This window comes from Bacillus cereus group sp. MYBK139-1 (assembly GCF_051916915.1).
Taxonomy (GTDB): domain Bacteria; phylum Bacillota; class Bacilli; order Bacillales; family Bacillaceae_G; genus Bacillus_A; species Bacillus_A pacificus.
On record NZ_JBQAHO010000001.1, the window covers coordinates 642,557 to 668,837 of the forward strand.

Sequence of the window (26,281 nt, forward strand, 5' to 3'; positions counted from 1 at the left end):
TTTTTAATGATGACTGGGGGAGAACCATGAAAATTTTAATACTAGGTGGTACACGTTTTTTAGGGAGAGCTTTTGTAGAAGAGGCTTTACAGAGAGGGCATGAAGTTACATTATTTAATCGTGGAACAAACCAGGAGATTTTTCTAGAAGTGGAGCAGCTTATCGGTGACAGAAATGGTGATGTATCAAGTTTAGAAAATCGAAAATGGGATGTTGTCGTAGATACATGTGGGTTTTCTCCACATCACATTAGAAATGTTGGAGAAGTGCTTAAAGATAATATTGAACACTATATATTCATCTCAAGCCTTTCCGTATATAAAGATTGGATTCTGCATCATATAAAAGAAGACTATATATTACAACCTGAACCGACGGCTGAGCAAATAAAGGCTGTAGAAAATGGTGAAGTATCTCCTTATGAGTATTACGGTGCGCTGAAAGTATTATGTGAAAAAGAAGCAGAGAAGTATTGGCCTCGGCGTGTTTTACACGTAAGAGCAGGACTTCTTTCAGGAATGTTTGATTATACAGATCGGCTTCCATATTGGATTCAGCGTATAGCAAAAGGAGGTAAGGTGTTAGTTCCAGGAAGAAAAGACCGTCCAGTGCAGATAGTTGATATAAAAGACGTCGCAAATTGGGGACTAAACATGGCAGAAAACAAAAATGCAGGTATATTCAATGTTACAGGTCCAAATTATGAATTGACGATGGAAGAGCTATTAAATACGTGTAAAAAGGTTACGAATGGTGATGCTGCATTCGTTTGGGTAGATGAATCATTTATAAATGAATATAAAGTACAGCCTTGGACAGAGATGCCACTATGGATTCCTGAAACTTTTTCATTAGAAGGTGAGCCAAAGCCGTGGAAAGGTGGTTTTTCTATTAATATTGAAAGTGCTGTTAAAGAAGGACTTACTTTTAGAAGGTTAGAAGATACAGTTGCAGATGTGTATGTGTGGATGAAGAGTATGGACGAATGGGAATTAAAAGCAGGTATTTCAGGCAAGAGGGAGAAGTGTTTGTTAGAAAAGTGGTATCAATAAATTCAGAGTAGCCTTATATATAATTGATTGAATATTAGGAGGAGAAAAGGTGATGTGGAAAGACACCATTCATAGTATCTCATCAAACTTAAATTTGAAAAATCCAGCTACGAATGATGAACTTACTGATATACAAAGATGTTTACATGTGGAGTTACCGAATGATCTATATCAATTATTACAGGAAACAAACGGTATAGAAGGTGAGTACGGGGACTTTATATGGCCTGCTTCAAAAATTAAAACTGAAAATATGAATATGAGAAATATAGTTGATTTTAAAGATTTGTACATGCCTTTGGATTGTTTATTATTTTTTGCTGATGGCGGAAATGGTGATTTGTTTGGTTATTCTGTTTTGAATGGAATGGTACAAAGAGATGATATATATGTATGGAATCATGAAAATGATAGTAGAACGTGGGTTGCGCCTTCTTTAAAAACTTTCATGGAGTGGTGGGAGAGTGGGAAGATAACAATTTAAATATAGTATCAAGAAAAAGCGCCTTGTTATTAAAGAAACAAGGCGCTTTTTCGTGTGTACTGTTATTGTAATAGATGCATATGTATAATTGATGGAAAAAGATTCGGAAAATTAAAAAACTATTGAATGAACTAGAAAAATTTAGTAATCTTATTTGTACGATACATACATAATAGTTTTATAGCGATTTTTAAATGAAGTATAGGAGGCAATCGTTGTGGATCTTACGTTCAAAGTTGAGGAAACATGTTTTAATTACCGAGTCGGAGCCATTTGTAAACACGGTAATAAAATCCTTATATTGCAAGGTAATGGTGAAGATTTTTGGTACGTACCAGGCGGTAGAGTGAAAATGCTAGAAAATAGTGAAGACGCGTTAAAACGAGAACTTGCGGAAGAATTAGCTGTTCCTATTAAAGTAAAGAGATTACTATGGTCAGTAGAAAATTTCTTCACACTTTCTGAGCGAAAGTTTCATGAGATTAGTTTTTATTACGAAGTAGAATTGCATGAATTACCCGCGAATGGAGCGAATCAATATATTTTGGAAGAAGAGGGTAGAACATATTTGTTTAAGTGGGTGTCGGTAGAAGAGTTACATGCATATAACTTACAACCAGCATTTATAAAAGAAAAAGTAAAGGATATAGTAGCTCACACAGAACATATTGTATTACAAAAGTAAATGTATTCGGAGGGGAAAACGGTGAAGAGGACTAAAAAAAAGATACATATAAATGACAAAGTAATTCATTACACACATATCGAAAAAGGTTCTAGTACGGTTTGCTTTATGTTTTCAGGTTCAGGATACAATTATGATAAGCCGTTATTTTATTACGCGACGATGCTTATGCTTGAACATAAAATAGATGTTGTACATATTCATTATTCTTATGACGAACAAGTAATGAATAAACCAATAGAAGAAGTAACGAAAGTAATGATGGGTGATATTCATCCTATAATGAATGAAGTATTAAAAGGTGAGCAATACAACGAGACGATGTTTTTAGGAAAATCACTCGGAACAATTCCAATTGCAAATGATTTAATGAAGAGAGAAGATTTTTTACAGTCAAAAATGATAGTACTTACACCTTTACTAAATTTTGAATCTATTTTCGAATCTATTTTACAAAGTAATCACGAAGGATTTTTAGTTATTGGGGATAAAGATCATCATTATAATGCAAATAAAATTGATCAGTTATATAAAACGCATTTAACGATCGATGTTGTCAAAAATGCAAATCATTCTGTGAATGTTGGAGAATTTGAAACAGAGAATTCAATTGAAGCAATAGCGAAAATAATAGAAAAGCTTAAAGAAATTGTTAGGGAAAACTAACTTATCAATACATGCAAAAAGAGGTGCGAATTGCACCTCTTTTACTTTAATAAGCCTTCAACACATGAAGCAAATAATCTTTCCGATTCAGCGGATTATAATCAACATGTTTTCGAGTAGGGAAGGGAGGTCTCAGCTTTGTGAAACCAGCTGGCTTCGTTGAAAATATGCCTTCTCCTTCTGTAAATGAATGGAGCATGCGTTTAAAATTCTCTGTTTTTGCAACAGGTAATGATCCTGTTAACTGATAAGAATCATTATTGAATATAGGCTCTGCAAAAGTTGCTGAAATAGCAGCGAGCTTATACATTGCAGTACTAATTGCATGTTCTGGTACAGTTAATTCAAACTTATTTACTGGTTCATATACATATGTTTCAGCTTGCTTTAAAGCATCCATTAAAACGAGCGGCGTTAAGTTTCTAAAGTCACTCGCTGTTGTAACAGGACTAGCATAGCCAGTATGGGTTAACGTAACGATAATATCCGTAACTTCCCATCCGTACAAACCTTGTTTTAACGTTTGAAATACAGTATCTTCAATCGCTTTATGAAAGGCTAAAGGTAGTGAGCCAAGTTCAACGCCTAATGTATATGTTATGCCAGAATTAAGTTCACCACGTTCAACTTTGAATCCAACTGTTGCGTAAAATGGATTCGTTTTTTCGCCCATTACTTCAACGGAAATCCCAATGCCAATTGGCTTCTCAATACATACAACTCGCGTATTTGAAAAAGTAACCTGCAAATTATATTTCTCAAAAAGAGTTGTTTCAATTACTTCTTTTTGTACTTGACCGAAAAGGCGAATATATAGTTCATTATGAACATCATCTTTCCACACTTGAATGAGTGGATCTTCTTCACATAGTTCCATAAGTGCAGCGTATAAATCATGAATTCGTTCTTTAGGTACTGCATCGATGGCAGCTTCCATTTGTGGTTCGGCAAAGTGAATATCTTTTATATAATCAGTCCTTGCACCGATAATATCACCAATTTTAATATCACTTAGTCCCCACACTTTGCAAAATTCTCCGCTAGGAACGGTAGAAGTTTGAACAGCATCTCCATTATGAAACATGCACATTTTTTTAATCTTTTCCTTATGTGGTAGAGACTGATCGCGCTGTATATCAACATGTTTTCTAACGTGTAAGTTACCAGAAAAAACTCTTACATATGCAATCTTTTCTCCAGAAGGTTCACGTTCAATTTTAAAAACAATACCGGACAATTCTTCATCTTGAGACAGATTATTAGCTGGAAGTAAGGCTGAAATATTTTCAAGTAGTTCAGATACTCCTATACCCGTCATTGCGGAACCGAAGAAAATCGGATACACATTTGCTTGCGCTATTTGTTTAATGAGTTCTTTTCTTAACATTGTGTCCGTTACGATTTCGTTATTTACATATGACTCAAGTAACGATTCATTATATGGTGCTAATCGTTCTATACAATCATCATATGATTTATATTCAATAATACGAGCTTCCTTTGTTCCTTCGTTTAGGACAGAGTAAAAGGGGAATGCTTCATTTGAAAGAATCGTTTTTATTTGCTTTACAACTTTTTCACTATTTGCACCACGACGATCAATTTTATTTACAAATAAAATAGTCGGTATGTTTAGTTTCTGTAACGTTCGCATTAAAATCTTCGTTTGTGCTTGCACACCTTCAACGGCAGAAATAACTAAAATCGCACCGTCTAAAACGCGGAATGATCGCTCCACTTCAGCGATAAAATCAGCGTGTCCCGGTGTATCGATGACATTTACTTTTAAGTCATCAATAAAGAAAGAAACGACGGATGCTTTAATCGTAATTCCGCGCTGCCTTTCTAATTCCATTGAGTCTGTTTGCGTACTTCCGCCATCAACTCGGCCAATTTCTTTAATCACATTCGTTTCATAAAGAATACGTTCAGTCAAACTCGTCTTGCCAGCGTCTACGTGCGCGACAATCCCTATATTTATTGTTGTCATATATCAATATCCTCATTTCATTTTCCATTTTCATTTCCTCATTTCTATTTGTGTATTGCCGCATTACAATCACTCTCCAGTCATTTAAATTATTACTATTATAATGTAATTTACATTTTTTGTAACGCTACAAAGCGCCTTAATTTGGAAAAAATACAATGAAAACAAAATGCTTGCATTCTTAATCGATATAGATTATATTAATTGACGTATCAACTATTGATGCATCAAATATTTTTATTTTGTATGTAAAGGAGGGATAGTTTGACAAGTTCATGCTCAAAAGAAGCGATTATTTTATATAAATTACACTTTCTAAATAAAGAAGTAAGTTCGAAATTTGAAGGGTGTACGGGTATGAGCCAGTCTCGATTAGAGCTTATACTTCAGTTATTTGAAGTAGGTGAAATTAGTCAAAAAGCACTTCAGCAAGAAGTGAATATTGATAATGCAGCGATAACGAGGCATTTAAAGCAGCTTGAGGCTAATGAAATGATTGTAAGACGTAAAAATCCAGATGATAACAGAATTACGTTAGTTTCTCTAACTGAAGAGGGACGAAATAAAATTCAGGCGTTTCAAGAGGAAAAAGAACGTTTTGCAGCATCTGCATTTAAAGGATTAAGTGAGGAAGAACGCGATAATCTTTTAACTATGTTAAATCACATTCAAGAAAATATAAAAGAATTATAAAAAAGGGAGAAAACAACTATGACTAACTCAGTAAAAACAAATGATTTTAACGAAATTTTAACAGGACGTCGTTCCATTCGTAAATACGACTCATCAGTGAAAATTAGCAAAGAAGAAATGACAGAAATTCTTACAGAAGCAACACTTGCACCATCATCAGTAAACATGCAACCATGGAGATTCCTTGTGATTGAAAGTGACGAAGCGAAAGCAACACTTGCACCGCTTGCGAAATTCAATCAATCACAAGTAGAAACATCTTCAGCAATGATCGCTGTATTCGGTGACTTAAACAACTTTGATAACGCAGAAGAAATTTACGGTACAGCAGTAGAGCGCGGACTTATGCCAGCTGAAGTAAAAGAAGATCAAATGAAAAAACTTTCAGCTTACTTCTCAATGGTTACACCAGAAATAATGAAAGACACAGTACTAATTGACGGTGGTCTTGTAGCAATGCAATTTATGCTAGCAGCTCGTGCTCACGGTTATGATACTTGCCCAATTGGTGGATTTGAAAAAGACCAAATCGCAGAAGCATTTGGACTAGATAAAGAACGCTACGTACCAGTTATGTTAATTTCAATCGGAAAAGCTGCTGATAGTGGTTACCAATCAGTACGTCTTCCAGTTGAAAAAGTTGCTGAGTGGAAGTAATTTCAAAAGAAATAAGTGAAATATGAGAGGAGAAACACCATGATTATTATTCACGCAACATTTCAAGTAGATCCAGCGAAACAACAAACATTTTTAGAAGAAGTTCAACCATTACTTCATGGTTCAAGAGAAGAAAGTGGAAATGTATCTTATGATCTTTATAAAGATGTAGAAAAAGAAAATGTGTATACGATGGTAGAAGTATGGAAAGATGAAGTAGCAGTTGCGAGTCATAATACGAGTGAACACTTCACATCTTTCGTTAGCAAAGTAAAACAGTTTTTAACTGCTCCTCTTGATATAAAAGCTTATAATGGAGAGTTAGTAAAATAATGAGAAAGATGACTTTAGCTTATAGTGCTAAGGTCATCTTTTTTATTTTGACAGGAATATATTTACTTTTATCGTAATGTGTTATAATTTGGAAAATAATAATTCTTAATTTTCAGAACAAAAGAAAGTGGGGGGATAAATAGATGAACACATTAAAGAAAATCACTAATAATATTTCGAAAGTTATTATAGGAAAAGATGAATCCATAGAACTTGCAGCCATTGCTCTAATAGCAAAAGGACATATTTTATTAGAAGATGTACCGGGGACAGGAAAAACAACACTAGCGAAAAGTTTGGCTAAAAGCGTGGACGCAAAATTTCAAAGAATACAATTTACAGCGGATACTTTGCCCGGAGATGTTATTGGTCTCGAATATTTTGATGTGAAGGATTCGGAATTTAAAACGAGGTTAGGTCCTATTTTTGCAAATATAGTAGTAGTGGATGAAATTAATCGTGCTGTACCGAGAACACAATCTTCGTTATTAGAAGTGATGGAAGAACGTACTGTTACAATTGCGAAACAGACACATTCCTTACCAGAACCTTTTTTAGTAATTGCAACGCAAAATCCTCTTGAATCGGCCGGTACATTTCCTTTACCTGATGCTCAGTTAGACCGGTTTTTACTCACAATACGCCAAGGTTATCCTACGAGAGAAGCTGAAAAGGAAATGATGAATCGGTTTCAAATGAATGATCCGTTAGAAACGTTACATTCTATTATTTCAAGTGAAGAAATTATTACGATGCAAAAGCGTGCAAGAGAAGTGTTAGTAGGGAATGATGTACAAGATTATCTTCTTGAAATTATTGAGGCAACGCGTAAGCATGAGCTAATTGAAATTGGTGTAAGTCCGCGCGGCACATTGGCATTTATGAGAGCGATTCAAGCACGGGCAATATTAAATGAAAGAGATTACTGTACGCCAGATGATATAAAACAACTTGCTGCATCCGTATGCGCTCATCGTTTAACGTTAACGATTGAGGGGGAGATGAAAACGACGAAAGAACAAATCATGAAAGAAATTCTTCATACGATTGATGTGCCAGTGGAGAATGTACGATGAATCAACAGCTTGTGTATACACCTTTAGCGGAGCCTTTCGTAATGGGAGTTATGTCAGTTGTAGCCGTTATTTTATGTATATTTTCAAGTAATCTACTGTTTTTATCTCTCGTATTTTTGTATGTAATTTTAATAGGTGCTATGCATGTTTATATACGTAAAGTATCTCGTGTTGAATGGGAATACAGTCAAGGAAATTCGAATGTTTTTATAGGTGAAACGAACAGATGCAAAATAAAAATTTCAAACAAATCAATTTTTCCTATTTTTAATGTTGTATTTCGATTTAAGTGTGAAAATAAGCTAACTTGGAATCATGATGAAATAAACAAAAATCATAGTACAGGTTCAAATTATTATATGAATTTTAATTTAAAAGGAAGAGAGTCAGTTTTATTTGATTTACAAGCTGTAGCTGTAAAAAGGGGAATTGCGAGATGGGAAGAAGTTGAAATTGTCATTACAGATCCCTTTGGATTTATGACGAACCATATAACATATAAACAAGTTGAAACACCGACCTATTTAGTTTTACCAGCTGTTCCGAAAATGCAAGTTCCTGAATTACAAGAATGGTCACGAGGATTTCGAAAAGCGATGTCATCACCCTTATATGATGAAACGAAGGTAATGGGAGTGAAGTCGTATGAAAATGAAGATTTTCGTTCTATCCACTGGAGTGCGACAGCGAAAACAGGGGCGATAACTGCAAAAAAATACGAGCGAACACAATCAGATAAATATGCGATTTATCTAAACTTGCAAAACAAAAGTGGTATTTCTTTGAGAAATGATACAGAGGAACTCATTGAATTAACGGCAGGCGTATGTAAACAACTGCTTATGCAAAACTGTTCATTTGAAGTATGGATCAATAGCGTAAAAGATAATGGATTACTACATATAAAAAACGGGGATAATCGGAAACACTTGCAAAATGTATTAAAGGTGCTTGCCTCCATATCAGATCAGGATACACCTGTATCTTCTTCTTATTTTTACACAGCTGGATTCCGGCGAAAGGAACTGGATGCGGTTCCTTTAATTCTTGGTACTTCACCAAAGAAATACAGTAGAACGAATAAATGGATTGTAATGAAAGAATAAGAAGGGGCTTATGTCATGGTTAATAAAGCGCGGCATATGAAAGTGGAGTTGTGGAGTGTAAGAGCTTTAATCATACTTTTCTTTGCGATTAGTGCAATAACGTTATCACAAGGTGTTGTGTATGTGCAAGACATAGTAAAAGAACGTTTTTTTAATAAGACGGAGACAATGTTGGAAAGAAATTATGATTTTACTAGTATAAACGAACAGTTTGATGAGCCTGAAAGAATTATAGATGAAGAAACAGGAGTTGTAGATACAAGAACGAAAATAAATAGGAAAATCCCGCTTTTCAAACGGGAGAATTCATGGAGTGATGTGCTTTCAAATTCATGGATTAGTATAGTTTTTTATGTAATGATTGCAGGGATAATTATATATTTTCTTTATAAATCCGTTAGGAAAAAGGTAACAAAACCAGAAATAGAACAGGAGAAAAAATCGGTAACAAAAGAAAATATGGTAAAAACCGAAAATAACAAGAAAGTCATTCATCAGTTAGAACAGCCGTTACCGCCAGATACGATAAGGAAAACGTTAGTTGAATGGGAAAGAACATTACCATTTCATGAACAGAGAAGGTCCTATGAAACGATGCAACAATGGTTAAAAAGAATTTGTAGAACAAGGGATATTATCCCGTTATATGAGTCTGTTCGTTATGGGGAAAAGACGTATACGGATTTAGATGTGGAAGAAATAATGAAGTGGGTAGAGGGAGATGGGAAAGGGGATACATAAATATCTACCTTTTCTTTTTTTATACGAAAATTTGATTAACATGAATTATTTTCTTATATGAAACCGTATTTAAATAGGTAAACAAAATTAACATTATTTACTTATACTTCATTACATGTTAACCTATACTTAATTTTTATAAATTATAATTAATTTTTAAGTTTTTTAAGGGTGTGAACATGTAATGAAATCGGTATTAAAAAGCATACTTATTTCCTTTGTTTTTTCTGCAGTAAGTATGTGTTGGTTGCTGTTCTTATTATTCAAAGGGGACGGAGACTGGTTATTGTCTTGGATAGGCGTATTAATGGCATATTTATCTTTATTCATTTTAATAGATTTATATTGTAAAACTACATACGACAAAAAAATAAATAAATGGCTTATAAAAACATCGGTGACTAGCTTTAGTTTTGCTGTGTTAGGAATTTCATTTTGCATCATACACGAGCTATTAACACCATGGAGTCTCAGTTTAATGGTGTGGTATTGGTTGGTAATGTTAGTGTTATTTTTAACGACTATACTATCATTAGTCAGTCTCGTATTTGTTAATCGTAAAAATCATAATTTCACCGGTGGATATAGAATACTTATACTTCTAAATGTACTGCTTACGTTAGGACCAGTATTATGGCCACTATTACTTTCTATTATCGGAAATGGCATGAACGCTAGTGCAGGATGGTAAAAGTGAATAAACTAAAAAAATGGTATAGAGTTTTAAATATGTAAGAGAACGTGTTTTCATAAATTGAAAACACGTTCTCTTTTATTTTCATACATTACTTTTTTCTTGTTGTTAAATTTTAAGAGTAAGTATTTCGTAAGGAATGGATAAGAAAAAAGAGAGTTTTATCATATAGGATAAAAGTATAGCTTGAATCAATACGATATGAATAGGGGAGAGAGAATCTTATGAAAAAACGTAATTCAATGAAGTTAGCGAGTTTGACAGTTTTATTAGTGGGTACCACTCTATTCACACCAGGTTTTACTGTAAATGCAGAGTCTACTCAAAATATTTCTAATTCTTCACAAGAACCTAATCAAAAGAATCGGAATGGTTGGAAACAAGTAATGCAGGAAACTATACAAATTGGGGCGCCAGGGGTATTAGCTAAGACGTCTAATAAAGGGAAAATTAATAGTTATACTGCTGGTGTGGCGGATTTAAGTACAAAGAAACCGGTGAAATCGGATTATCGCTTTCGGATTGGTAGTGTGACGAAAACTTTTACCGCCACGACTGTCCTTCAATTAGTAGGAGAAAATCGCGTACAACTTGACGATCCAATTGAAAAGTGGCTGCCGGGTCTCGTACAAGGAAATGGGTATGATGGAAATGAAATTACGATACGACAACTTTTGAATCATACGAGTGGCATCGCTGAATATTTAAAATCAAAAGACGCTGACGTAATGAATTCGAAAAAAACGTATACAGCAGAAGAAATAGTGAAAATAGGCCTTTCTCTGCCTCCAGATTTCTCGCCGGGCAAAGACTGGTTGTATTCAAACACAGGATATGTAATATTGGGAATGCTAATTGAAAAAATAACTGGTAATAGTTATGCGGAAGAAATTGAAAATCGAATTATTGAACCTTTGGATTTGTCAAATACGTTTTTACCAGGAAATTCACCCGTCATCCCAGGAAAGAATCATGCTCGTGGATATGTGAAAATGGAAGAAACAGGCGAGTTGAAAGACATTACGTATTATAATCCGAGTTTAGCTAATGCAGCTGGAGATATGATTTCTAATGCTGATGATTTAAACAAGTTCTTTTCATCTTTACTCGGTGGTAAGTTACTGAAGGAACGCGAGCTAAAAGAAATGCTTACTACAGTTCCTGTAGAAGGAAAAGGGGTTGGTGATGGATATGGTCTTGGAATCTATGAGACTAAACTTCCAAATGGTGTCTCAGTATGGGGGCACGGAGGATCAATTCCTGGATTTATGACTTTTGCTGGTGGAGTAATTGGAGGCAAGCATACATTTGCTGTCAATGTTAACTCTTTAGGTCCGGTTGATATTCTTACACAGTTTAATAAAATGATGCAAGTTGAATTTAATAAATAATAGATGAAAAGAGTTCTACTATAGAGGTATATAAGGATTTGTATGTGATTTAATTGTTATTAAAATATACTCTTAAAAAATCCCGAATCATGAGCAATTTACTTCCCATGATTCGGGATTTTTATGTGCTGTAACAAGAAAAGTAATGATGTATTTGAATTTCTTCATTTTACTATAAATCTATTATATTTATTTGATATTTCTTATTTATAGTGACTTTTACATTTTTAAAATATTGAAACATACAAAGGTAAGTAGTTCTAGATTTCGGAGTTAATAATAAGTAAATTCTGATTTTTGTTGAAAAATATTTAAATGCATTTCCGTAATTTACATAATAAGGTACTTTTATCGTATGAATTAATAACAAATAGAATTAAGTATACAAACATAGATAATTATGATTTGCATAAAAATGATTGACTATTATGGAAATAATGATTAATATAGGTTTTATATTTTAATTCCATTTATGTTACAAATATGTATTTTATTTCAAATTCAATTGTGTCGTAAACTATAATTGAATATATTGTGAAAAAGAATAGGGAGCGGGAACAGCAATAGAAAAGGCTATCTTTTCAAATTGTGTAATGAAATCAAAGGGGAGGATAAATATGTATAAACAAGTAGTAGAACTGTTAGAAGAAGCAGCTATATCGTATAAACAATATACATATGAGCCAATATTAGATTATGAAACAGATAGAAAAATTAGAGAAAGGTTTAAATTAGAAGGTGTACCCAGTAAAAGTTTATTTTTAAAAGATAAATCAAATAACTATTACATATTTGTAACTGTTGAAGGAGAAAAATTAGATTCAAAACTTATGAAAAATTTGGTTAGAAAAAGGATTTCTATTTGTTCAGCCGAGGAGTTAATAGAAAAAACTTCTTGTGTTCCAGGGTGTGTATCTCCATTTGGCTATTCAGATGAAATCACACTTATTATAGATCGAAAAATTTATAACTATAATAAATTTTTGTTATCTCCCGGTATACCTGAGATAACAATTGAAATACCTATAAAAAGTATAAATAAAATCTTAAATATTGTTGAGAATAATATTTTAATATATGAGAAAAAATCATAAATATATTAGGGGGGATTTTAGTAATGCCAACTACAAAAATGTATTTATATGATCAAAAGAGAATAATTGAAGAACAAAATAAAGGGATTTTAGATGAGTGGAAAACTATATCTTTCAATAATTTTCACGATAGCATTTTAGATCACTCTAAACCATTTCCGTGTTATTTTGCAGTAGATTCTGAGAAACATGGTTGGTCTAGATATATATTTTCTGAATCGGCTTATGATGAAAATGAATTGTTCAAACTAAGAGATGGGATTTATGAATATATTAAAACATATCAACAAATTGCAAAGAGAACTACTTTAGTAATATTTTTTAAACCATCTAATAAACAATTACTGGCTGAAGAATACAAAAAACAATTTTGGAATGTATTACAATTTTTAATGAAAAATGATCCGGAGCCATGGAATGCAGAAATACCAATAGATCCTTATAACGCTAAATGGGAATTTTGTTTTGGTGGTGAACCTATATTTGTCGTTTGTAGGGCTCCAATATATTCTGAGAGAAAAAGTAGATATACAGGAACCGGCCTTGAAATTACGTTACAACCTCGAGGTACTCTAGATGATATTACAGGTGATACAAAACAAGGGAAACAAGTAAGGAAAGTGATTAGAAAACGTTTGTTAGCATATGATGATATTCCAATGCATCCAGATATAGGGGATTACGGAATAAAAGAAACCTTTGAATGGAAACAATATATGCTACCAGAAACAAATGAAGAAAGTGTAATGAGATGTCCTATTACGGGGTTGAAGAAAAATGATTAGCATGATATTTAGTTATATATTATTAGGGATTTCATTGTCTGCACCAGTCGGTCCGATTAATGTTGCTCAAATAAATAAAGGAATAAAAAATGGTTTTTTGAGTGCATGGTTAGTAGGAGTTGGAGCAATGTCAGCAGATGTTGTAATGATGTTTTTAATTTACTTTGGTATTTCGACTTATTTAACAACTCCAGTTGCTCAACTTTGTATTTGGATTTTTGGTTTTGTAACGATGATTTATTTAGGCTATGAAAGTATGAAGGAAGCTACTAAACAAGTTCAATATATTTCATCAGGTGAAAAAGAACATCCTTTAAAATCTTTTCTATCGGGGTTTGCTATCGCAATTTCTAATCCATTAAATATTATTTTTTGGATAGGGATATATGGATCAGTTCTAACTAGTGCTATGAATACTATTGGAAAAGAACAAGCTTTATGGTATAGTGCAGCCATTTTTGCTGGGATTATGCTTTGGGATATATTTATGGCTACATCTATTCATTTTGGTAGAAGATTTATTAATCATACAGTAATGAAATGGATTTCTATAGTAGCAGGCATTGTTTTAATTCTGTTTGGAATATATTTTGGCTACGAGGTAGTAAGAGGAACTGCTCAACTGTTGTGAACTTTTTGATGATTAGAGAGAATAGTGATTTATTAGAAATTTATTCATCGCGAATCTTTTGGTTTTTGGATTTGTTAATCGATGGGTATAGGTTAATTCCTTATAGTAAAAGACTTATAGAATCATTCTATAAGTCTTTTTATTGCTGTATAGAAAAATATATAGGCACATTCTCTTCTCACAAGGAGAAATAAAATTTTTAACAAGAGTGATAAAATAAATATACAAGCAGTAAACTTTGTTTTAAACCATTACAACCTAAATTAGAAGCAAACTTAAATATTATATGGAAAAAGAATCAAGTGTTTTCAAATGCAGCCTATGCCTTTATCAATCAGCTCCGAAATAGTATAAACTAATCATAATGTAAAATGCAAAGCGTGCCATCGTATTAAGGTGACACGTTTTTGCTCTTACGTAATATTCATTATTCTTTCAAATCCAGTAAAACAACTTCACAGAAATGTTCATGTTCAAATGAGGAAGAAGTGAACAATAAAACGAATGTTATTCTGAAAATTGTTATTTTTGTAATTGTTAAATATAATAGGGATACGTATTGAGTGGGCTTGAATGAAAAATGATTTATTTGATTAATTATTTCTTGACTTAACTAATATAGCATTGGAGTGAAATACATTGGGACAAAATCAGTTTAGATGGAGTAACAAGCAATTGCGAGAACATGTTGAAATAATAGACGGTACAAGAAGTCCACACAAATTATTAAAGAATGCAACATACTTAAATTCCTATATACGTGAATGGATGCAAGCGAATATTTGGATCTATGATGACCGTATTATATATGTAGGTGAAAAACTACCAGAGCAACTACATGAATGTGAAGTTACTGATTGTGATGGAAAGTATGTAGTTCCTAGTTACATAGAACCGCATGCACATCCATATCAATTATATAACCCAGAGACGTTAGCGAATCATGCGATGCAATCCGGGACAACAACTTTTATTAATGATAATTTAACTCTATTTTTCACATTAAAGCGTGAAGAATCATTTCATTTATTAGATGAATTTGAAAAGCTTCCAGCTAGTATGTATTGGTGGTGCCGTTTTGATGGACAAACTGAATTGCAAAATGGGGAATCTTTATTTAATAGTGAAGAAATAATAGAATGGCTACAGCATGAAGCAGTTCTTCAAGGAGGAGAGCTAACAGCGTGGCCAAAACTATTACATGGCGATGATGAAATGTTAAATTGGGTGCAGGAAACGAAGCGATTGCAGAAAAAAGTAGAAGGGCATTTTCCAGGAGCATCAGAAGCAACGTTAGTAAAATTAAAACTGTTAGGTACAGACTGTGATCATGAAGCGATGACGGGTCAAGAGGCGTTAACACGTCTTATGCAAGGTTACACTGTCTCTCTTCGAAACTCTTCGATCCGACCAGATTTAGAAGTTTTACTGAAGGAATTACTGGAATTAGGTGTGAAGCAATTTGATAGATTCATTTTCACAACAGATGGTTCTCACCCGTCCTTTTATGAAAACGGAATGACGAATATAATGATTACTACTGCTATAAAGCAAGGTGTTCCAGTAATAGATGCATATCATATGGCAAGTTATAATATTGCTCGTTATTATAATATGGAGCATATACATGGTTCGATTGGGACAGGTAGAATTGCTAATATCAATATTTTAGAAAGTAAAGAAAACCCAGTACCAACGAGCGTTATTGCAAAGGGGAAATGGGTGAAGCGTGACGGTGTAAATACACATGAAGCATTACATATAGACTGGGGTAAATGTAAAGTAACTCCATTATCATTAGATTGGTCCATAGAAAAAGAAGATATGATTTTCTCTAATAAAACGGGTATGCACTTATTAAATAACGTTATTACAAAACCATATACTAGTAAAATCAACATAGAATGTAATGAATTATCAACAGATCATGATGAATGTTTCCTTATGATGATTGCTCGTGATGGCAGTTGGCGAGTGAATACAGTTGTGAAAGGTTTTGCGAAAGAACTAGGTGGGCTTGCTAGCTCTTATTCTGGTACAGGTGACATCATTCTTATCGGAAAAAGAAAAGAAGATATGCTTATAGCTTTTCATAGAGTAAAAGAACTTGGCGGGGGAATGGTAATAGCTGAGAAGAATGAAGTATTACATGAAATCGCATTACCATTGCTCGGAATTATGTCTAATTTAAAAATGAGTGAATTAATACAGGAAGAGAAACAGATGGTGAAATTACTACAAGAGCGTGGCTACGCGTATGATGATCCAGCATTTACAATTTTATTCTTTTCTGCAACGCACTTGCCTTTTATACGGGTAACGCCTATAGGGCTATATGACGTAAAAAGTGGAAGGGTAGTTGCTTCGCCGGTGAATTTGATAAAGCAATTATAGAAGAAACTCCTCCACTTTAGTAGTTATTTATAGTGGGGGAGTTTTATATTATGAATGCATTTCCATTCATAATAATAATCTTAAAAATAATGTTTAGCGAGAATATATTTTAAAAACCAACTTGACACATAGGGATTGATGGATTAATATGTGGATATTACTTATTTTACCACTCATTATTTTAATGCTAAAACAATTTGAATAGCTGATTGGATAACCAAAGGCACGTATACATTTCGAAATTTTGAAATGTGTTCGTGCCTTTTTGTATTATTCATAGAGCAAGGAGCGGAGGAGATATGAATAAAACGATGCCAACATTAATTGAAGAAACAGATTGGTTGTTTCGTAAAATGGTCCGTAAATTTGTGAAGGAACGCGACAAAATTAAGATTGAAGGTATTATGTTGCCGGGCTTCTTAATATTAAACAAAATTATTCAAGATGGTGAGCAACGTCTAACTGATTTGGCAGAAGAACTGGATTTGACATCAGGAGCGATTACGGCATTATGCGATAAGTTAGAAGAAAGAGGCCTGGCTATTCGGAAACGTCATCAGGAAGATAGACGAATCACTTTACTTGATATTACTGAAGATGGCCTGAAATTTATAAAGCGAAATCATAATATAAGAACAAGTTTTATGTCTGTTTTATTCGATGGATTTTCAACAGAAGAATTACAAGTGCAGGCCGAAGTTTTTAAACGCTTAGCCCATAATTTAGAACAACTTTCTCATACGATTATGAAACTAAGTAATGAGAATAGGGAGGAGTAACGAAGAATGCTATTAGTCTAGTTATTAAGGACTGAAAATTCAAAAAATGATAATATGAATAGGAGTGGAAAGAATGGGACATCCAACAATTTATCCAACAGGGGCAACAGTATATAATCCCGGGAAAGCTTGGAGTGGTTATACAATTTATCAAGCTGCAGATCATGGTGCTTTATTAATTGATATGAATGGGAAAGAAGTACACTTATGGAAAGGGTTACGGGGATTTCCAAACAAGGTGTTACCAGGCGGATATGTTTTTGGTCATACAGCACAAAGAGATCCTGAGTTTGGTTTTCAGGATGAAGTCGATTTAGTTCAAGTTGACTGGGAAGGAAACATCGTCTGGAAATTTAACCGTCTGGAACATATTGAAGACCCAGGACATGCCTCGCAGTGGATGGCTAGAGCTCATCATGATTACCAACGGGAAGGAAATCCTGTCGGGTACTATGCGCCAGGATTAGAGCCGAAAACAGAAAGTGGAAATACGCTAATTTTAGCGCATAAAAATGTACATAATCCGAATATCTCCGATAAGCCGTTATTAGATGATGTAATTATTGAAGTAGATTGGAAAGGGAATATTATTTGGGAATGGGCTGTCAGTGATCATTTTGAAGAACTTGGATTTGATGAAAGTGCTAAAAATGTACTATTCCGTAATCCTAATATTAGATCCTTTGGTGGTAATTCGGATGGAGATTGGATGCATATCAATTCTATGTCTACAATTGGTCCGAATAAGTTTTATGATCAAGGAGATGAACGTTTTCATCCTGAAAATATTATTTGGGATGCTAGGGAGTCAAATATAATTGCCATTATTGATAAAAAGACAGGAAATATAGTTTGGAAACTCGGTCCTGATTATTCTAGCCCAGATGTTAAGCATTTAGGATGGATCATTGGACAACATCATGCACATATCATTCCGAAAGGATTGCCTGGAGAAGGGAATTTACTCGTATTTGATAATGGTGGTTGGGCAGGATACGGTCTTCCAAATCCTGCATCTCCATACGGTTCCAAAAATGCTGTTCGTGATCACTCGAGGATTTTAGAAATTAATCCAGTAACTTTAGAAATTGAATGGCAATATACGCCAACTGAAGCTGGATATCAAGCTCCTTTAGATTCATATCGATTTTACAGTCCATATATTAGTTCTGCCCAAAGGCTACCAAACGGAAATACATTGATTACTGAAGGAGCAGATGGTCGGATTTTTGAAGTTACTCGTGAGCATGAGCTTGTATGGGAATATATTTCACCATATAAAAATAACAGAAACTCAAATATGGTTTACCGTGCGTATCGTGTACCGTATGAGTGGGTACCTCAACTAGAAAAACCAGAGGAGAAAGAAATTATTCCCCTTGATATAGCAGCATTTAGAGTACCAAATGCTGCAGAAGCTGGTACGGAATCCGTTGTGACAGTCGAAGGGACAATATCTTACGGCACCGGAGATTTTTGTGTAGCGACATTGGAAGAAATAAATAAAAAACGAGATTAACGCTAGTAAATTAAAGTGTGGGGAGAGTAATTTCCCCCCACTTATTAAAATGAACTTGATAGGTTCGTTATATGACAAAATGTTGCCATTTCTTTATTTGTAATAATTTAACGTAATATTGTGGTGAAATAAAATCCCGCTTCAAGTTTGAACAAATTGTTATGGAGGAGTGATAAATGGTGAAATTAAAGCCTTTATTTTTAAGTTTATCAATGATTACTAGTTTAGCTGTCGCAGGGTGCTCAAGCTTTTCAAAAGAAAGTGCGGGAACGACGAAAAGTAATGGGAAAGAAACGGCCACGGTGAAAATGGCTATAGATACAGCGGCGGGTGGTTCTTTTCAGTTTAGAGCTGCCGAGAAACAAGGTTATTTTGAGAAAAATAGTATTAAAGCTCAACTATCAAATTTTGCTTATGGAATTGATACAGTAAATGCGGTATTAACCGAACAAGCTGATACAGGTCTTGCTGCTGATTATGCGCTTTTAAATTCGTTAGGAAAAGGGGATATGGTCGTAATTTCAACACTTACGCGAGGAAATGAAAAATCATCAAAAGACAATGAGCTTCTAGTTAGAGAGGGAATTAAAACAGAAAATGATTTAAAAGGTAAAAAGTTAGGCGTACCTAAAGGGACTGTAACGGAGTATGTTTGGGCGAAATATTTGGTAGCGAAACATATTAATGAAAAGGATATTACCTTCGTTCCATATAGTACACCAGACGAAGCTATTGTAGGGATGAAAAATGGTGATATAGATGCTGTTTGGAGTTCTGGTGCGTTAAAGGATAAATTTAAAAATATAAAAGGTGTAACAAAATTAGGTGATTTAGAAAGTGCGGGCGTTACAATTGACAGCTATTTACTAGCAAAAAGATCATTTGTCGAGAAGAATCCAAAAGCAGTTGAAAATGCACTTAAGGCTCTTTCTGAAGGCATAAAATACGTAGAAAACAATAAAAAAGAAACAGCAAAACTTGCTTTTGAACAATTGAAACTACCAGAGAAAGACGCATTAAAAGATATTGAAAGACAGAACTATGTTCTTGGATTTACTAAAGAAGATGCTAAGCATCTAGAAGATATGAAAAAATGGTTAGAAGAAAAAGGGAAGCTGAAAGATAAATATGAATTGAAAGATAAGATTGATCTTGAATCACTAAAGAAAGCTTTCCCTGAATCTGTTACTTATAAATAGAATAGGAGTGAAGTATGGTGAGTACAGTAAGTGAAAAAGAAGTATTGAAATCTCCTGTAGCCATTTCTATTTCTGGGTTATCTAAATCATTTAATAATGAACAATTTGTTTTAGAAAATGTAAATTTAACAATTGGGAATGGTGAATTTTTTATATTACTTGGCCCGAGCGGATGCGGAAAATCTACATTACTCAGTATGATTGCTGGATTTGTTGAAAAAACATCAGGAGAACTTATGGTAAATGATGAAGAAATAAAAAAGCCGGACAGAAATCGCGGTGTCGTTTTTCAACAAGCAGACGCAGCACTTTTTCCGTGGCTAACAATTAAAGAAAATGTTGAATTTGGTTTGAAAATGAAAAAAATGATAAAGCAGACTCGAAACAAAATATCCTCTTATTATATAAAACTAGTTGGGCTAGATGGGCATGAAGGAAAATATCCAAGAGAACTTTCTGGAGGTATGAAACAAAGAGTCCAATTAGCACGTGTTTTAGCCAACGACTCGGAATTTTTATTAATGGATGAACCATTTGGAGCGCTCGATGCAATGACTCGAAGAACGATGCAAATAGAGTTAATTCGAATTTGGAAAGAAACAAACAAAACGATTATTTTTGTCACTCATGATATTCAGGAAGCTCTATTACTTGGGCAAAGAATAGGGGTAATGTCTAAAGGACCTTCTTCAAAAATTGAAAAGATTTACGATATTCCACTACCGTATCAGAGAACATTTACAGATAAAGAATTTAATTACTATTATCAAATGATCCAATCACACTTTGATTGAAAGGAGGTCCCAATATGAGCGCATTGAAAGATGAGAGTGCAAGAAAAGATACTATTTATGAAACAAATAATTTCAAGACTGGTTTAAAAAAGAAGCTATTACAAAGTGGAATTATCGCTTGGATACTTATCCTTGCAATATGGAGTGCTGTGGCGAGTTTTTCTGATCCGCAATTTTTGCCAAGTCCGATAGCAGTTTTGTATGGAGCAATTGAACTGAGTCAAAATGGTTCCTTATTTATATATGTAGGAGTTAGTTTTTTAAGAGTAATAGCTGGATGGATTTTAGGGAATTTTGTAGCTATTCCGGTAGGGTTATTAATTGGCCGAATCCCATGGTTAAGAGCGCTATTTGATCCAGTTATCAATTTTATTCGCTTTATTCCACCTCTTGCCTTTATAACATTATTTATGCTTTGGTTTGGTATTGGAGAGCAATCTAAAATTTTCCTCATTACGTATGCAACTTTCTTTATCGTGACAATTAACACAATTACCGGTGTGCAAGCTGTTGAAGAAGATAAAATTCGTTCAGCGAGAAGTATGGGAGCATCAGAATGGCAAATTATGTTCCATGTCATTATACCTGCTGCACTTCCTTATATTTATACTGGGGCAAAGCTTGCGATGGGATCCTCATTTATGGCCATTGTTGGAGCTGAAATGGTTGCAGCTAATGAAGGAATTGGCTATATGATTTGGAATGCAAGGTTATATTTCAAAACAGATTGGATTTTTGTCGGCCTTGTTATTCTTGGATTGATGGGATTCTTGATGGATCGGATATTTAATAAATTCGGAAGTGTAGTTTTGAAAAGATATAATGTGGTGAAAAAATAAAAAAAGAGCCATTTAGCTGACTAAAAAGGGTTAGATAAATGGCTCTTTTTATGAATAAAAGTCGATGTGTACATACTTCTTATTATTTTTCTATTTCGGCTTCAATCCTCTTCACCAAATCAATAGACACGTTATGAAAATACCCTAAAACGATCTTCCTAATATCATCGGATATAACCTTTAAATCACTAGCTAAGTTTTCAGCAAGATGTTCTTTTTCTATCGGTTTTAACTTCGCATAAAATTCACCAGCCTGCGTAAAGTCATCTTGTTTCGAAATAGAAGTTCTCTCAAGTTTACCATCAACGTACCTTCCGTCACCGCTCGTTATTTGATTAGCAGGTGTCCAATTTTGCTGTTGGTTAATCGTTAATTTGCGGAATTCAGGTCCAATTCGTCTTCTTTGAGAATCACTATAAATGTTCGCACGTCCTTGCAACATTTTATCATCTGATAATTCAGCACCGTCAAGTAAATTAGAAGGGGAGAAAGCGACTTTTTCTATTTGTTCCATAAAATTTTCAGGGTTTTTATTTAATACCATTTTACCTACGGGTATAAGAGGATACACCTTTTCATCCCATACTTTTGTATCATCTAGAGGGTCATAAGAAAGATGCGCTTCATCTTTCGGGTCCATGAGCTGGACATATAAACCATATTCCACTGGTTTACCATTTGCAATTGCATCATATAAATCTTTCCCGCTATAATCTGGGTTTTCAGCAGCCAGTTTATTTGCTTCCTCGCTAGTAATGAATTGTACACCTTCAAATGGGTACCAATGATACTTTACATACTTTCGATTGCCTTCTGCATTTCTCCAAACATATGTATTTACACTATGTCCTGGAATGCGGCGAAGGCTTTTGGCCGTACCATTATCAGAGTACAAACGGACAACGAAATGTATGGATTCAGGTGCTCTAGCGACAAAACTCCAAAATCTATTAGGGTCTATTAAGTTATTTTTAGGTGAAGGTGACAACGCTTGAATTGTTTCAGGGAAACGCATTGGATCGCGAACAGAAAAGACAGGAATGTGATTACATAATAGATCGAAAATACCTTCTTTTGTATAAAATTTTGTAGAAAAACCGCGTACATTTCTAGCAGTATCAGGTGTTCCTTTCGTACTAACAGCTAGTGAAAATCGTACCATAACAGGAACTTTCCCATTAGAATGTTGTAGAAAACTTAGTTTCGTATGTTCAGACATTGGATAGATCGTTTGAAAATAACCGAACGCACCAAATCCTTTTACATGAACAGGTCTTTCTAAAATTTTTTCGTGAATAAATTGTTGTAACGCCTCGTGAAGCACACTATCTTGCTCTAGAATAGGTCCACGTGAACCAACTGTTTGAGAGTGAAGTATAGCTTGTTCATTACGTTCTCCATTATCATTAAAGTCTTTCCTTAGTAAAGATTGCCTCTGTTTATCATAGTTTTCATCCATCAATATAGCCTCCAAATCTTTTTTGTCCATTGTTACTAAATATGATTTTATAGCATTGATTATGTATACCACGCAAAGTTCAAACTAGTAACAGACCGCTAGATGAGAAAAACGCGTATGTAGTGGACCTGTTGAAATAGAAGAAATTATGGAAAAATGAATATCGGGAAGAACATTACTATTAAAATTTCAATCTAAAAAATGAATATATACATGACTTTATAGAAAATGAACAGAAATAAAACAGGGAAAATAACTAGGAGGAATTTAACATGTCGGATTGGTTTCAATTAGATAAAGAGTATATGATGTCAACGTACTGTCGTACAAAGCTTGCGATAGAAAGAGGAGAAGGGTGTAAGCTGTATGATGTGGATGGTAAAGAGTATTTAGATTTATTTTCTGGTGTAGGCGTAAATGTATTAGGATACAATCATCCGGAAATTGTGCAAACGACAATGGATCAAGTTACGAAGTCGTTGCATCTACCGTTTCATTTTTTAAACCCAGTTGCAATTGAGTATGCAAAGAAATTAGTTGATTGCTCTTTAAAAAACGGAAAGGTCTTTTTTACAAACTCTGGTACGGAAGCGACAGAAACAACGTTGAAATTAATTGATAAATATAGAGCTATTACGCATGAAGAACGTGAAGGAATCGTAGTACTGAAAAACAGTTTCCACGGGCGTACGTTAGGAGCACTTCATTTTACGAGACAAGAAAGTGTATATCAAAATTTTCCTAAAACATCGATCCCGGTATATGAAGTTGAGCGCGAGAATATAGAGCAATTAGAAGAGACAATAATTCATGAAAATCCAATTGCCATTATGTTAGAACCTGTATTAGGAAGCGGGGGAATTTATCCATTATCGGGTGAATATTTACATGGTGTTCAAAACTTATGTGAGAAATATAATGTACTACTTATCGTTGATGAAGTTCAAAGTGGTATGGGGAGAACAGGAAAACTATTCGCTTATCAAAATTTCAATATTACACCAGATATTATTCAAATTGGTAAAGGAGCAGGAGGCGGGATACCGCTAGGTGGAATTATTGTAGGTGAAAAGTTATGTGATGTATTTGCACCAGGAGATCACGGCACCACATTTGCTCATTCATCAATGGGAACGGCTTTAGGTTTAACTGTATTAAATACATTACTTGACGATGGGTTAATGCAAGAAGCATATGAAACGTCACTATATTTGAATGACAAACTGCAAGACATTCAGAAAGAAAATTCTTATTATATTCAGGAAGTGCGTCATGCGGGGATGATGTTTGGGATAAGTGTGAATGACACGAATGAAAATGTGAAGAAATTACAGATTGAGTTAATGAATAAAGGAATGTTAGTCGATGTAACACAAGGGAATATTATTCGATTACTTCCGCCGTATATTATTACGAAAGAGGAAATTGACGCATTCACTTATGAGTTTATTTCTTGTGTTCATAACATAGCTGCTATAGCAAGTATTTAAAAAAATATAAAAAAATATAAAAAGCTGAAGAAGCCGCTATTTTAGCGGCTTCTTCAGCTTTTTAAAATAGTAAATTACTTAACATAGAGAGCATCTCATTGGACAAATAATTAATTATGTGAAACAATAATAACAGATAAGGAGACGTTAATTTTCCTTAAGTGCTTCGAATTAATTTTATTCAATAAGAGAAGGTGTGCTTAAAGAAGTTAAATTAAATAAGGAGCTGTTTTATTATATGCAACAAAATAATGATTTAAATTTTGAACCTCAAGACGTTAATATTGTCAATCCTAAACAAGCCAGGAAAGCAGTAGTTGCTACTGGTATAGGGAATGCAATGGAGTGGTTTGACTTCGGATTATACGCGTATTTAGCGGTAATTTTAAGTCAATTATTCTTCTCAGGTGTTGATAATAGTGGATTGCAACTTGTACTTACATTTGGTACATTTGCTGCAGCCTTTCTCGTTCGACCAATCGGAGGTGTATTCTTTGGTAGAATAGGAGATAAGTACGGCCGAAAAATCGTGTTAAGTACTACTATTATTTTAATGGCACTTTCTACATTATTCATCGCATTACTACCAACCTATGAACAAATTGGTGTATGGGCACCAATACTACTTTTAGTTGCCCGAATGATTCAAGGCTTCTCTACAGGCGGCGAATATTCAGGTGCAATGGTTTATATCGCAGAATCTTCTCCAGATAAAAAGCGTGGTATACTCGGTAGTGGTCTTGAAATTGGAACACTCTCAGGTTACATTGCTGCTTCGGTAATTGTTACCATTTTGACGTTATTGTTAACAGATGAACAAATGCTCAGCTGGGGCTGGCGTATTCCTTTCTTAATAGCTGCACCAATTGGCTTGGTCGGTTTATATTTACGCCGTCATTTAGATGAATCTCCCATCTTTGAAGAGATGGAAAAAGCACAAGAGGAATCTGAAGACAATGAACAATTTTCATTTATGGATATTATGAAATATCACAAAAAAGACTTCTTATTAAGCACAGTAATTGTCGCCTTCTTTAATATTACAAATTATATGATTCTTTCGTATATTCCTTCTTATCTAACTCAAGTACTTAAAGTCAAAGAAACAACGGGCTTATTAATTATTTCAATTACGATGGCACTTATGATTCCGCTAGCACTTTATTTCGGTAAATTAAGTGATAAAATTGGTAATAAACGCGTCGTGCAAATCGGCTTACTTGGTTTAACTGTATTTGCAATTCCAGCATTTTTACTGATTGGTAACGGACATATTGCCGCTATATTTGCAGGTATTTTCATATTAGGTTTCTTCCTAAGTGTGTATGAAGGAACATTACCGTCATTATTACCATCACTCTTTTTCACCGATGTACGTTATCGAGCACTTTCGATCTCATTTAATATTTCTGTATCAATATTCGGTGGAACAACACCACTTGTATGTTCATACTTAGTTCATGCGACTGGTAACCCGCTAGCACCGGCATTTTATTTAACAGGTGTAAGTATCATTGGATTAGTCGTATTTAGTGTTCTATTCGTTACAACATCAGGACGCGCGCTAAAAGGTTCATATCCTACAGTAGAAACGAAAAAAGAAGCACACCAAATCGCTAAAGAAGACCCTGAAGAAACACTTTGGTGGCATGAAGAGTCATTAGAGATTGAAGCAGGGAAAAACGCCTCAATTTAAAAAGTAACGTAGAAGTATAAAAAGACTCCTATGA

The 26,281-nt window shown here is 34.1% G+C and carries 25 protein-coding genes; 23 read left to right on the top strand and 2 right to left on the bottom strand.

Going from position 1 to position 26,281, the window contains the following annotated elements; genetic code table 11:
• The first annotated feature begins 26 nt into the window (after positions 1–26).
• The 4 genes from ACTFRS_RS03210 (at position 27) to ACTFRS_RS03225 (ending at position 2,887) form a co-directional block, all read left to right on the top strand.
• Positions 27–1,052, top strand: a complete 1,026-nt coding sequence (locus tag ACTFRS_RS03210; RefSeq protein ID WP_318160625.1) for an SDR family oxidoreductase — start codon at positions 27–29, stop codon at positions 1,050–1,052.
• Positions 1,053–1,104: 52 nt separating this feature from the next.
• Positions 1,105–1,536, top strand: a complete 432-nt coding sequence (locus tag ACTFRS_RS03215) for an SMI1/KNR4 family protein (RefSeq protein WP_061182882.1) — start codon at positions 1,105–1,107, stop codon at positions 1,534–1,536.
• Between the two features lie 217 nt (positions 1,537–1,753).
• Entirely contained in the window at positions 1,754–2,221 is a 468-nt protein-coding gene (locus ACTFRS_RS03220; protein WP_016717853.1) for an NUDIX hydrolase, read from the top strand.
• A complete protein-coding gene (locus ACTFRS_RS03225) occupies positions 2,222–2,887 on the top strand; it encodes an alpha/beta hydrolase (protein WP_318160626.1) in 666 nt (221 codons plus the stop codon).
• 46 nt (positions 2,888–2,933) lie between these two features.
• On the opposite strand, the gene ACTFRS_RS03230 is transcribed toward ACTFRS_RS03225, so the two are convergent.
• The gene (locus ACTFRS_RS03230; protein ID WP_318160627.1) at positions 2,934–4,877 is read right to left on the bottom strand and encodes a GTP-binding protein; all 1,944 of its coding nucleotides are present in this window, start codon (positions 4,875–4,877) and stop codon (positions 2,934–2,936) included.
• A gap of 264 nt (positions 4,878–5,141) precedes the next feature.
• Between ACTFRS_RS03230 and ACTFRS_RS03235 the strand changes: the two genes are divergently transcribed.
• From ACTFRS_RS03235 to ACTFRS_RS03315, 17 genes are all read left to right on the top strand, one after another.
• Positions 5,142–5,570 (top strand): MarR family winged helix-turn-helix transcriptional regulator, encoded by a 429-nt coding sequence (locus tag ACTFRS_RS03235; protein ID WP_139865979.1) that lies wholly within the window; start codon positions 5,142–5,144, stop codon positions 5,568–5,570.
• Positions 5,571–5,588: 18 nt separating this feature from the next.
• Positions 5,589–6,227: a nitroreductase family protein gene (locus ACTFRS_RS03240; RefSeq protein WP_242293273.1), complete on the top strand. Its 639-nt coding sequence runs from the start codon at positions 5,589–5,591 to the stop codon at positions 6,225–6,227.
• Between the two features lie 39 nt (positions 6,228–6,266).
• Positions 6,267–6,560: a putative quinol monooxygenase gene (locus tag ACTFRS_RS03245; protein WP_062821704.1), complete on the top strand. Its 294-nt coding sequence runs from the start codon at positions 6,267–6,269 to the stop codon at positions 6,558–6,560.
• Between the two features lie 143 nt (positions 6,561–6,703).
• A complete protein-coding gene (locus tag ACTFRS_RS03250) occupies positions 6,704–7,636 on the top strand; it encodes an AAA family ATPase (protein WP_242293272.1) in 933 nt (310 codons plus the stop codon).
• The gene (locus tag ACTFRS_RS03255; protein WP_139865976.1) at positions 7,633–8,742 is read left to right on the top strand and encodes a DUF58 domain-containing protein; all 1,110 of its coding nucleotides are present in this window, start codon (positions 7,633–7,635) and stop codon (positions 8,740–8,742) included. Before ACTFRS_RS03250 ends, ACTFRS_RS03255 begins: the two co-directional genes overlap by 4 nt.
• A gap of 15 nt (positions 8,743–8,757) precedes the next feature.
• Positions 8,758–9,483 carry a signal peptidase II gene (locus ACTFRS_RS03260; RefSeq protein ID WP_139865975.1) on the top strand — a complete coding sequence of 242 codons (726 nt, stop codon included), beginning with the start codon at positions 8,758–8,760 and terminating at the stop codon, positions 9,481–9,483.
• Positions 9,484–9,667: 184 nt separating this feature from the next.
• Positions 9,668–10,174: a DUF3902 family protein gene (locus ACTFRS_RS03265; protein ID WP_139865974.1), complete on the top strand. Its 507-nt coding sequence runs from the start codon at positions 9,668–9,670 to the stop codon at positions 10,172–10,174.
• A gap of 227 nt (positions 10,175–10,401) precedes the next feature.
• The gene (locus tag ACTFRS_RS03270; protein ID WP_139865973.1) at positions 10,402–11,568 is read left to right on the top strand and encodes a serine hydrolase domain-containing protein; all 1,167 of its coding nucleotides are present in this window, start codon (positions 10,402–10,404) and stop codon (positions 11,566–11,568) included.
• Positions 11,569–12,185: 617 nt separating this feature from the next.
• Positions 12,186–12,662 (top strand): YbaK/EbsC family protein, encoded by a 477-nt coding sequence (locus ACTFRS_RS03275; protein ID WP_242293271.1) that lies wholly within the window; start codon positions 12,186–12,188, stop codon positions 12,660–12,662.
• 23 nt (positions 12,663–12,685) lie between these two features.
• Positions 12,686–13,447 (top strand): YqcI/YcgG family protein, encoded by a 762-nt coding sequence (locus ACTFRS_RS03280; RefSeq protein ID WP_139865971.1) that lies wholly within the window; start codon positions 12,686–12,688, stop codon positions 13,445–13,447.
• A complete protein-coding gene (locus ACTFRS_RS03285) occupies positions 13,440–14,078 on the top strand; it encodes a LysE family translocator (RefSeq protein ID WP_242293270.1) in 639 nt (212 codons plus the stop codon). Before ACTFRS_RS03280 ends, ACTFRS_RS03285 begins: the two co-directional genes overlap by 8 nt.
• Positions 14,079–14,717: 639 nt before the next feature.
• Positions 14,718–16,472, top strand: coding sequence for an adenine deaminase C-terminal domain-containing protein (locus ACTFRS_RS03290; protein ID WP_242293269.1), 1,755 nt, complete (start codon positions 14,718–14,720; stop codon positions 16,470–16,472).
• A gap of 299 nt (positions 16,473–16,771) precedes the next feature.
• Positions 16,772–17,251 carry a MarR family winged helix-turn-helix transcriptional regulator gene (locus tag ACTFRS_RS03295; protein ID WP_070806360.1) on the top strand — a complete coding sequence of 160 codons (480 nt, stop codon included), beginning with the start codon at positions 16,772–16,774 and terminating at the stop codon, positions 17,249–17,251.
• A gap of 73 nt (positions 17,252–17,324) precedes the next feature.
• On the top strand, positions 17,325–18,770 hold the full coding sequence (locus tag ACTFRS_RS03300; protein ID WP_000509958.1) for an aryl-sulfate sulfotransferase: 1,446 nt from the start codon (positions 17,325–17,327) through the stop codon (positions 18,768–18,770).
• Positions 18,771–18,946: 176 nt separating this feature from the next.
• Entirely contained in the window at positions 18,947–19,969 is a 1,023-nt protein-coding gene (locus tag ACTFRS_RS03305) for an ABC transporter substrate-binding protein (protein ID WP_000239836.1), read from the top strand.
• A gap of 14 nt (positions 19,970–19,983) precedes the next feature.
• Entirely contained in the window at positions 19,984–20,763 is a 780-nt protein-coding gene (locus ACTFRS_RS03310) for an ABC transporter ATP-binding protein (RefSeq protein WP_139865970.1), read from the top strand.
• A 14-nt stretch (positions 20,764–20,777) separates the two neighbouring features.
• Positions 20,778–21,602 (top strand): ABC transporter permease, encoded by an 825-nt coding sequence (locus ACTFRS_RS03315; protein WP_242293268.1) that lies wholly within the window; start codon positions 20,778–20,780, stop codon positions 21,600–21,602.
• 82 nt (positions 21,603–21,684) lie between these two features.
• Here ACTFRS_RS03315 and ACTFRS_RS03320 read toward each other — a convergent pair whose 3' ends face one another.
• Complete coding sequence (locus tag ACTFRS_RS03320) at positions 21,685–23,061, bottom strand: catalase (RefSeq protein WP_139865968.1); 1,377 nt, start codon at positions 23,059–23,061, stop codon at positions 21,685–21,687.
• A gap of 272 nt (positions 23,062–23,333) precedes the next feature.
• Between ACTFRS_RS03320 and ACTFRS_RS03325 the strand changes: the two genes are divergently transcribed.
• Both ACTFRS_RS03325 and ACTFRS_RS03330 read left to right on the top strand, forming a co-directional pair.
• Complete coding sequence (locus tag ACTFRS_RS03325; RefSeq protein ID WP_242293267.1) at positions 23,334–24,551, top strand: aspartate aminotransferase family protein; 1,218 nt, start codon at positions 23,334–23,336, stop codon at positions 24,549–24,551.
• 238 nt (positions 24,552–24,789) lie between these two features.
• Positions 24,790–26,247 (top strand): MFS transporter, encoded by a 1,458-nt coding sequence (locus ACTFRS_RS03330; protein WP_001186944.1) that lies wholly within the window; start codon positions 24,790–24,792, stop codon positions 26,245–26,247.
• The last annotated feature ends 34 nt before the right edge of the window (positions 26,248–26,281 follow it).

Bases quoted from the DNA above. Each gene is read 5' to 3' on its own strand.
- ACTFRS_RS03210 (WP_318160625.1), top strand. From the start codon at position 27: ATGAAAATTTTAATACTAGGTGGTACACGTTTTTTAGGGAGAGCTTTT.
- ACTFRS_RS03215 (WP_061182882.1), top strand. From the start codon at position 1,105: ATGTGGAAAGACACCATTCATAGTATCTCATCAAACTTAAATTTGAAA.
- ACTFRS_RS03225 (WP_318160626.1), top strand. From the start codon at position 2,222: ATGTATTCGGAGGGGAAAACGGTGAAGAGGACTAAAAAAAAGATACAT.
- ACTFRS_RS03230 (WP_318160627.1), bottom strand. From the start codon at position 4,877: ATGACAACAATAAATATAGGGATTGTCGCGCACGTAGACGCTGGCAAG.
- ACTFRS_RS03240 (WP_242293273.1), top strand. From the start codon at position 5,589: ATGACTAACTCAGTAAAAACAAATGATTTTAACGAAATTTTAACAGGA.
- ACTFRS_RS03245 (WP_062821704.1), top strand. From the start codon at position 6,267: ATGATTATTATTCACGCAACATTTCAAGTAGATCCAGCGAAACAACAA.
- ACTFRS_RS03250 (WP_242293272.1), top strand. From the start codon at position 6,704: ATGAACACATTAAAGAAAATCACTAATAATATTTCGAAAGTTATTATA.
- ACTFRS_RS03255 (WP_139865976.1), top strand. From the start codon at position 7,633: ATGAATCAACAGCTTGTGTATACACCTTTAGCGGAGCCTTTCGTAATG.
- ACTFRS_RS03260 (WP_139865975.1), top strand. From the start codon at position 8,758: ATGGTTAATAAAGCGCGGCATATGAAAGTGGAGTTGTGGAGTGTAAGA.
- ACTFRS_RS03265 (WP_139865974.1), top strand. From the start codon at position 9,668: ATGAAATCGGTATTAAAAAGCATACTTATTTCCTTTGTTTTTTCTGCA.
- ACTFRS_RS03270 (WP_139865973.1), top strand. From the start codon at position 10,402: ATGAAAAAACGTAATTCAATGAAGTTAGCGAGTTTGACAGTTTTATTA.
- ACTFRS_RS03275 (WP_242293271.1), top strand. From the start codon at position 12,186: ATGTATAAACAAGTAGTAGAACTGTTAGAAGAAGCAGCTATATCGTAT.
- ACTFRS_RS03280 (WP_139865971.1), top strand. From the start codon at position 12,686: ATGCCAACTACAAAAATGTATTTATATGATCAAAAGAGAATAATTGAA.
- ACTFRS_RS03285 (WP_242293270.1), top strand. From the start codon at position 13,440: ATGATTAGCATGATATTTAGTTATATATTATTAGGGATTTCATTGTCT.
- ACTFRS_RS03295 (WP_070806360.1), top strand. From the start codon at position 16,772: ATGAATAAAACGATGCCAACATTAATTGAAGAAACAGATTGGTTGTTT.
- ACTFRS_RS03300 (WP_000509958.1), top strand. From the start codon at position 17,325: ATGGGACATCCAACAATTTATCCAACAGGGGCAACAGTATATAATCCC.
- ACTFRS_RS03305 (WP_000239836.1), top strand. From the start codon at position 18,947: ATGGTGAAATTAAAGCCTTTATTTTTAAGTTTATCAATGATTACTAGT.
- ACTFRS_RS03310 (WP_139865970.1), top strand. From the start codon at position 19,984: ATGGTGAGTACAGTAAGTGAAAAAGAAGTATTGAAATCTCCTGTAGCC.
- ACTFRS_RS03315 (WP_242293268.1), top strand. From the start codon at position 20,778: ATGAGCGCATTGAAAGATGAGAGTGCAAGAAAAGATACTATTTATGAA.
- ACTFRS_RS03320 (WP_139865968.1), bottom strand. From the start codon at position 23,061: ATGGATGAAAACTATGATAAACAGAGGCAATCTTTACTAAGGAAAGAC.
- ACTFRS_RS03325 (WP_242293267.1), top strand. From the start codon at position 23,334: ATGTCGGATTGGTTTCAATTAGATAAAGAGTATATGATGTCAACGTAC.
- ACTFRS_RS03330 (WP_001186944.1), top strand. From the start codon at position 24,790: ATGCAACAAAATAATGATTTAAATTTTGAACCTCAAGACGTTAATATT.